The sequence below is a fragment of the Marinospirillum sp. genome (assembly GCF_014859565.1).
Window position 1 is genome coordinate 1 of sequence record NZ_JACUUA010000170.1, and the last position, 7023, is coordinate 7023.

6 protein-coding genes are annotated in these 7023 nt (G+C 50.5%); 4 read left to right on the top strand and 2 right to left on the bottom strand.

All coding sequences use genetic code 11. The features are described 5' to 3' along the window. The 4 genes from IBX50_RS15450 to IBX50_RS15465 form a co-directional block, all read left to right on the top strand. Window positions 1-835 (top strand): hypothetical protein (locus IBX50_RS15450; protein ID WP_292257191.1); only part of this gene is annotated, 835 nt, incomplete at its 5' end. A gap of 197 nt (window positions 836-1032) precedes the next feature. Continuing rightward, entirely contained in the window at window positions 1033-1275 is a 243-nt protein-coding gene (locus tag IBX50_RS15455; RefSeq protein ID WP_292257192.1) for a hypothetical protein, read from the top strand. A gap of 58 nt (window positions 1276-1333) precedes the next feature. Beyond that, a complete protein-coding gene (locus IBX50_RS15460; protein ID WP_292257193.1) occupies window positions 1334-3373 on the top strand; it encodes a S8 family serine peptidase in 2040 nt (679 codons plus the stop codon). A 145-nt stretch (window positions 3374-3518) separates the two neighbouring features. Then, the gene (locus IBX50_RS15465; RefSeq protein ID WP_292257194.1) at window positions 3519-5105 is read left to right on the top strand and encodes a peptide chain release factor 3; all 1587 of its coding nucleotides are present in this window, start codon (window positions 3519-3521) and stop codon (window positions 5103-5105) included. A gap of 23 nt (window positions 5106-5128) precedes the next feature. Here the strand turns inward: IBX50_RS15465 and IBX50_RS15470 are convergent, their stop codons facing one another. After that, window positions 5129-5806 carry a helix-turn-helix transcriptional regulator gene (locus IBX50_RS15470; protein ID WP_292257195.1) on the bottom strand — a complete coding sequence of 226 codons (678 nt, stop codon included), beginning with the start codon at window positions 5804-5806 and terminating at the stop codon, window positions 5129-5131. A gap of 168 nt (window positions 5807-5974) precedes the next feature. Continuing rightward, complete coding sequence (locus tag IBX50_RS15475) at window positions 5975-7012, bottom strand: asparaginase domain-containing protein (protein ID WP_366930739.1); 1038 nt, start codon at window positions 7010-7012, stop codon at window positions 5975-5977. Window positions 7013-7023: the final 11 nt, after the last annotated feature.

Sequence of the window (7023 nt, forward strand, 5' to 3'; positions counted from 1 at the left end):
CTGGATGCAGACCGACAGCTCTACACTGCATGCTTCTTTCCTGTACTCCACCCAGGACTACAGTGGTAAATTGACTTCCACCTATGAAGAAACCAGAAAGGATTACACCAACTGGCAAGATAACGGTGCAAACTTTGCTACTTCACGTACTACCGAAACAGAAACTGAAGCACGCCGGTTTGAAGGCCAGCGCACTAACGAGCAAGAAACAATCCAGGTGGGTGCCGCTTTCCGCAACATGATTTCTGAATCCACAGCTTTGACTGCAGTGGCTGCTTTCCGTATGGATACAACGGATACTGGCTCTGAGCTGAAGCGCGTTCAGGACATGAAAAAAGTGGACACGGTTAATGCTGCTGCCCTGAACACCAATAACACAACCGTAACTACTTACAACAGTGCATTAGGTGCGATCACTCATTGGGAACGTAGTGAAGAGACCATGAGTCTGCCAATTACGCTGGCTCTGGAGCACAGTATCAATGAGCGCTGGACTGTTCGTGCTGCTGCCAGCAAGGAAATTTATAAGTCTGAGGAAGTTTCACGTACTGATTACACTTACTCTGATGTTCCTGGAAACAGTCGTACTACCGACAAAGCGAATACTTCCATTACTAATGGTGTTGTTAATACAACGCTGAATGACAGTACAAAGTCTGCTGCTGATAGCCGTGCGCTGACTGCTACTCGCACCACCACCACTGAAACCACCTGGAATGGTACTGCCAGTGTTGCTCTGGGTCTGGGTTATGCCAACAACGGTGTTTCCGTTGATGCACACTTCCAGACTGGTTCAGACACTCTGGGTACTGTGACTGTTGGCTACAACTGGTAAGTTCTGCCTGATGTAGTGTGATGAGTAACAGCCCGGCAACAGGGAAGTTTCCGGGTATTCACGACAGGATGTCCGACTGCTTTAATGCTTGTGCTTGAAGTGGTTTTTTAGCGTTTTTTTCATCTTTTAGCCAGGCTTTCGGGGCTGGTTTTTTTTGTCTTTTTATATTGTTTTTCCAGATTTTTCAGGAGGTTCTGGTGACGGACTTTAATGACATGATCCGGGGGGTGTTGCTGCAGGAGCTGACTGAGCTGGTCAGTGGCAGTTATTGTGAAACCCATGGACATCAACCCCGGCAGGAAGACTTAACCCGTTATATTCTTGAGCAGACACCAGAGCGACTGACACAGAATTTGTTGCAATCCGGGCGTTTGCCGCCGGATACTTGTCAGCACTTTTCTCCGCTGGATGTTCAGAGTGCAATTAAATTGCTGGCTTAGCCGGCTGATCAAAAGTTGTAGTTTCTTACTGCTGCTGGTGTTTTTTACCAGCAGGGTATTGGCTGATGCTGTGCTGGTGGCCTGGCAGCCTGCCGCCGTGGATTGGTCTCCGCAATATTTGGAGCAAGGCGGGGGGCAAGGCAGGGTGCAGGGTGAGCAGGTTGTAGCCGGTCAGTATCAGGATTATGTATTAGTGCGTTATGCACTGCCGGATCGAATCCAGCGCCTGGCATTTTTGCAGCAGATGCGTGCAACTCCGGGAGTGGTGTTTGCCGAGTTGGATCAAGCAGTGGTGGCACAATCCGGGCGCCCCGTGTATTTTCCGCTGCTGGGGCTGGCAGATGGTTTGCCCTTGCCACCCCGTAATTGTTATGACACACCCATTGCCATTATAGATAGTGGAGTGGATCGGTTTCATCCTGCCCTTGCTGCCGGGCATATTCTTTTCCGTGATGATATCAACCTGATTCCAACGGGTGGTATACAGGATGCCAGCGGGCACGGCACTCATATTGCTGGTCTGATGCTGGCAGCAGAAACACCGGCTCAACAGGTGTCTGGTATCTGTTCGCACGGTCAGTTGTTATCCATACGCTTTCTTGGTCCGGCAGGTGGCAGCATCGCTGATGCGGTCAAGGGCATTTATCATGCTCTGGATGCGGATGTAAAAATCATTAATGCTTCCTGGGTTGCATCCAGTTCTCAGGCACTGGCTGATGCGGTACAGGCAGCCAGTGATCGGGGAGTGCTGCTGGTTGCCGCTGCTGGTAACAGTGGCTGGTCACTGGATACTTTTCCCACTTACCCTGCCAGTTACGGAACCCGCATGCCACTGGTGGTTGGGGTTGCCAATATCAATCACCTGCAAACCCTGCATACTGGCGCTGGTGCCAGTAGTTATGGTGCCCATTCGGTGGATCTTGCTGCGCCGGGTGTAAGCCTGCGCAGCACCTGGTTAAGCGGTGGTTATGCTTACCAAACCGGAACGTCCATGTCGGCACCTTTGGTTTCCGCTGCAATGGCAGCAACCTGGCATCGTTTTCCTGCCGAGCCTGCTGCTGCAATCAAAGCAGCCCTGCTGAATAGTCTGACTCCTGCTGCGGCCTTGCAGGGCAAGCTGCGCTACCCCGGCCATCTTAATGTCAGTCAGTTGTTGCAGGATTCTCCGCAGAATCTCTTTAAGCCGGTCTGGTTTAATTATGCCTGGCAGGAATATGCCGACATTCTGGAGTTTCAGGGTTATCAGCTGAATCAGGTGAGCCAGATCAACTGGCAGCCTGTAACCGGTGATCTGCGTTATTTGACTTTTCGGGTAGTGTCACCTGCTCGTTTGGAGGTGGATCTGCCTTTAGGCTGGGAAGGGGGTGGAACCCTGACCCTGAATGCTGCCGGTGATTTGTTGCAGTCAGTTATTATAAACGATGTAACGACTTTACCCCGCGCAGGAGCTTTGTCAGATCAGCAGGTTACTGAAAGACAGCGGCGGAGTTTTGACTGGGATGGTGCAGGGGTACAGTTGCAGCGTAATGACGGGTCAGGGCGCTGGGAGGCGGCTACTGTGGTGATGGATAATACCCAGGTGCTGAAGGTTTCCGGGCGTGATCTGTCAGCCGAGTGGGTTTTTAGTTTCAGTGGGCATCCGCGTCTGCGTTTGTATGAGCTGTATGCTCGCACTCCCAAAGGCTGGCATCAGCTGACTACAGCGGATGGCTGGGTACAAACTGCTGCAAATACTGGCAACCTGGTGATCAGTCAGCCGGACACCCTGCCCTGGGTGGAGCGTGAGAAAGTCGATGGCGCTGAGGTGCAGGTAGTGTATCTGAGCGTACTGACTGGTGTGCCTCCATCCAGTTCTTCACGTTGTTTTGTAGCTGGGCAGGTATATGCATCGGACAACGCACCACAAGTGCTGGTTTTGCGACAGTTTCGGGATGAAGTGCTGCTGACCAGTCGGCTGGGTAGAGCCTTTGTTTCCTTTTATTATGCACACTCACCCGGCTGGGTGGAGTGGATGCAGGACAAGCCACGTTTACAGGCAGTTGTTCGCTGGTTGCTGGATGGCGTGGTGAGCTGTATCAGCTTCTGTTATTACGGCTAATTGCGATTGTTTATAAAATCAAGATGGGTGAAAATATCAGTTAACTTTTCCAAATCGACGGATTCTCCTCTTAAAAGCCCTGTTGCTGGCTTTTTGTCTGAGGTTGCTCTGTTCTGATCCGTGACTCAAAAGAAGACGCCAACTGATGTCAAATAGCTCGATTACGCATGAAGTCTCACTTCGTCGCACCTTCGCCATTATTTCGCACCCTGATGCTGGTAAAACAACCATCACCGAGAAACTGTTGCTGCTGGGTAAACTGATCCAGACTGCCGGAACGGTGAAGGGTAAAAAGAGTGACAAACACGCCACATCAGACTGGATGACCATGGAGCAGGAGCGGGGGATTTCCATTACCTCCTCGGTGATGCAGTTTCCGTTTAATGATCGTATTGTTAATCTGCTGGATACCCCCGGTCACGAAGACTTCTCGGAAGATACCTACCGCACCCTGACCGCTGTTGATTCGGCACTGATGGTGGTGGATGGTGCCAAGGGTGTTGAAGAACGCACCATCAAGTTGATGGATGTTTGTCGACTGCGTGATACCCCCATTTTTTCTTTTGTGAACAAGCTGGATCGGGACATCCGTGATCCGATTGAACTGCTGGATGAAATTGAGGAAGTATTAAAAATCCAGGCCGCTCCGATCAACTGGCCAATCGGTTCCGGTAAGTGGTTTAAAGGGGTGTATAACCTCTATACCGATGAGATTCATGTTTTTACACCCGGTCAGGGGCATCTGCTGCCGGATGATGAGCGTATCCAAGGGCTGGATTCACAGCAAGCTCGTGATTTTCTCGGTGATGATTATGAGTCACTGGTGGAAGAGCTTGAGCTGGTGCAGGGTGCCACTCATCTCTGGGACGAAGCTGCGTTTCTGGCCGGTAAATTGACACCGGTGTACTTTGGTACTGCACTGGGTAATTTTGGTGTGCGTGAAATGCTGGTTGATTTTGTTAACTGGGCTCCGGCTCCACGCCCCAGAGCAACCGAAACTCGGGTGGTTGAAGCCGGTGAAGAAAAGTTTTCCGGTTTTGTTTTTAAAATTCAGGCCAATATGGATCCAAAACACCGAGATCGTATTGCCTTTATGCGTATTTGCTCTGGCCGTTATTCCCGTGGTTTAAAAATGCGCCACTGTCGTATTGGCAAGGATGTGCGTATTGCTGATGCGGTGAATTTTATGGCGGGTGAACGGGAGTTGTTGGAAGAAGCCTGGTCCGGTGACATTATCGGTTTGCATAACCATGGCACCATCCAGATCGGTGATACTTTTACCGAGGGTGAAGAACTCAAGTTCACTGGTATTCCCCACTTTGCGCCAGAGTTATTCAAACGCGTACGCCCGAAAGATCCTTTGAAGATGAAGCAGTTGCAGAAGGGTTTGCAGCAACTATCTGAAGAAGGTGCAGTGCAGTTATTCCAGCCCTTTAAGAATAATGATCTGGTGCTGGGTGCGGTGGGTCAGCTGCAGTTCGAGGTGGTTATGTATCGCCTGCAGGATGAATACAAGGTGGATTGTATGTATGAACCTGTGAATGTGCAGACTGCCCGTTGGATTGAGTGTGCCGATGCAAAAAAACTGGAGGATTTCCGTAACAAGGCTGAAGATAATCTAGGTAAGGATGGTTCAGGTTTGCTGACTTATCTGGCACCCACTCGGGTTAATTTGCAGGTAACCCAGGAGCGCTTCCCTGAGGTCGAGTTCCATTCGACCCGCGAGCATTAACAGGGAGCAGCATTTTTTTGGGCTCAGATGGCATGAGACCAGTCTTTATACCTGATTTCGCGCTGCACTGGCTCTTGCTGATAACGGTTGTGGGTGGGAATCAGCAGCTCTCGCTGTTTTCCATCCACTTCGAGAATTGCTCTGCCCAGACCCTCTGCTGGCGGTTGATCCAGCAGTCGGCTGGATACACGATACACCAGCTCACCACTATCCAGATGGAAAGGAATCCAGAGGCTTTCTATCCAACGGTAACCGGAGTGAAGGGTGGGTGTGGGTGCAGTAAAACGTGCCCAGTTTACACCGCCTTCAAAGGTACCGGATTCTTTTAACCACTGGTAAAGACTGCGAGCAGTTTCATCCAGCATGGGTAAATAGCTGTTGCCAATGATTTCGTTGCGATTGCGACAGCCGTTGACCGCAACGGTGGTTTCTGAGGCGGCCAGTACTCGCAAATCACAATCCAGCACCAGTGAAAAATGCAGATCTCGATTCACACTGTCCAGCAGGGGTTGATCCATTTCCATCAGCGGAGCATCCAATGCCAGTTCCAACTCTTGGCGATACCGGGCGGATGGCAGAATATGTCCTCGTTCCCAACGGGATACAGCACCTTGATCTATGCCCAGCTTTTCTGCCAGTTGTTGCTGAGTCAGATTACGCGAACGTCTTAAGCGCTTGATGCGTTCTCCAAGATTTCTCATGAGATTCTCCGTTGATCTTTCTCTGTTATTTTGTAGCTTTTCCCCAAATAATGTTAAACATTGTATGTTACAGCTACACCAATGACATACCTAATATGTGGGGTATGCCTTAAAGCTTGAACCAGTTCACAGTCTGCTGAGGATTTACTTTTCCGGGTGTGACTGGCCTCACATAAATGGTGACGTTTTGTTTTTTATCGGCCAGTGTTTTTGTACGTCATCCAGCTTGATCTGATCTAAAAATACACCGGCCAGCAGACATGTCAGTCGTGTTTCTGCTGCTTCCGGGGTCATCTCACCCAATTGGATGACACCTGCCTGATACAAGGCGTTACTGGCAGCATAGTCATGGGTTACCCCGCCTTGCCAGCACTGACTGATCAGTCCGACTAGCACACCCTGAAGCTGCAGTTGCTTTAGGTGATGGAAAAAAGCAGGCAGGGGAGGTGTATTACCACTGCCTAGACCCTCCAGCAGTAACCCATCGAGATCCTGAATGTGCTCGGCCAACCATGCATCATTCATGCCGGGTATCAATGGCAGGCGTAATAGGCGGGGTCGAAAGTTTGTTGCCAGATGTTGCAGTTGTGTTGGTGTGAAATTTAAAGGAAAGATGGTTGGTGAGGCAGGTTCGGTGGGAGGCAGTGCCACAAAGGCGTTGGCTTGTTGGCTGTCGAATTTGCGGGTGCGAGTAGCTGGCAGTAACTGCTGGTTAAAGGAGATAAAAATACCGGTATGTTGCAGACTGATTGCCTGCTCCAGAGTAAATAACAGGTTGTCGAGTGCATCACTCTGGTGCACACCCAGGGGTTTTTGTGCTGCCGTGAGTAGTAAAGGGCGAGAAAAGTCAGCTAACAGACAATCCAGTGCGCTGGCAGTCCAGGCGAGGGTATCGGTGCCTTGCAGCAGAATAAATGCATCGAAGTGTTTTTCTTCATTGCGCAGCTCTGCAGCCAAAGCAAACCAGTCACCGGCATTCATGGCTGATGAATCCAGTAATGGCGTGCGCTCAGTGAAAAAGAGTTCGGCGAATTCAGAGTCCAGCCAGCAGGAAGGTAACAAGGGTTTGATACGGGAAAAGAGGTCAGGGGCTGGTTCCAGCCCCTGTTTGCCATGTTGCATCCCAATGGTGCCTCCTGCATAAAAAATTCTGACTCTTTTTTTAGCAAAATCCGCGTAAACCCTCGCCCAATCGGGCGGGGATATAAGCGGGAACC

Bases quoted from the DNA above. Each gene is read 5' to 3' on its own strand.
- IBX50_RS15465 (WP_292257194.1), top strand. From the start codon at position 3,519: ATGTCAAATAGCTCGATTACGCATGAAGTCTCACTTCGTCGCACCTTC.
- IBX50_RS15470 (WP_292257195.1), bottom strand. From the start codon at position 5,806: ATGAGAAATCTTGGAGAACGCATCAAGCGCTTAAGACGTTCGCGTAAT.